The organism is Vibrio sp. 10N.222.49.C12 (genome assembly GCF_041475025.1).
In the GTDB taxonomy this organism is placed as follows: Bacteria; Pseudomonadota; Gammaproteobacteria; order Enterobacterales; family Vibrionaceae; genus Vibrio; species Vibrio crassostreae_C.
The window spans coordinates 1-1,031 of record NZ_JBFRVF010000133.1 but is presented as its reverse complement, the minus strand read 5'-3'; the positions used below and the strand labels follow the sequence as shown (position 1 = coordinate 1,031).

The window sequence follows — 1,031 nt, the reverse complement described above, 5'->3', positions numbered from 1 at the left end:
ATCAAATCAGCTTGAAGATCAACGACACCATATGTAGCTAGCCGTTAGCTTCTAACGGGCATACCTAGTCCTATGACTTTGTTAATCGCTTTGACATTCGCCATGATTTCGCCCACTTGAGCGTTGTAACATCTCAAGCTCAATTTATCGCTTGTTAGTCCTTTATATCGGGACATAGCAGTCTCAGATATTGAACGATAGTGATAACCAGACTCTGTTTTCCATTCCGATATTGTTTCATCTCTCAGAGCCATTACCGCTTTGTTTCTGGGATGACCGTCTTCCCAAAGAGCTGCATTCTTTCGAGGCGGTATTAACGGAGTACAGCCTTTATTTTTCAGAGTCTCGTGGCAATTTTTTGTGTCATATGCTCCATCGGCGGATACGGCAGCGACCTTTCTACGTAGTGGGTTGAGTAACGTCGGTAACACTTCACTATCGCCTACATTTACAAGACTGACTTCCGCACTAATCGCTTCGTGAGTATCCACATCCACAGCTAAGTGCAGTTTGCGCCATGTCCTACGTTTTTCTGTACCATGCTTTTTCACTTTCCACTCCCCCTCACCAAAGACTTTGAGGCCAGTAGAATCAATGGCTATATGGCGAATAGCCCCTCTCGATTTATTGCGATATTTGACCTGAACTGTCTTCGAGCGTTTACTGATACAGGTGTAGTCAGGGGACGTTAGTGGAACATCTAATAGCTCAAAGATAGAGTCGATAAAGCCTTAAAGAGCACGTAAAGGAAGAGAGAAGATGCCCTTAATCATCAAGGCGGTTTCAATCGCTGTATCAGAGTACTGAAAGCCTCTCCCACGCTTACCATGATGAGTTTTGCATCGCCATGCATCTACGGCTGAATCATCTATCCAGAATGTAACCGAACCACGTTTACAAAGAGCCTTATTGTACTCCGTCCAGTTAGTTATCTTCTTGTTTGCTTTACCCATATCACCACCATTCCAATCGTTTCAAATGATCAGATCACAGGACTTGGAAAAGGTTCAACTAATTTAGGCAACAACGCC

At 43.9% G+C, this 1,031-nt stretch carries 1 pseudogene; it reads right to left on the bottom strand.

Going from position 1 to position 1,031, the window contains the following annotated elements:
* Positions 1-44 precede the first annotated feature (44 nt).
* Positions 45-953, bottom strand: a pseudogene (locus AB4583_RS21290) (IS5 family transposase).
* Between the last annotated feature and the right edge of the window lie 78 nt (positions 954-1,031).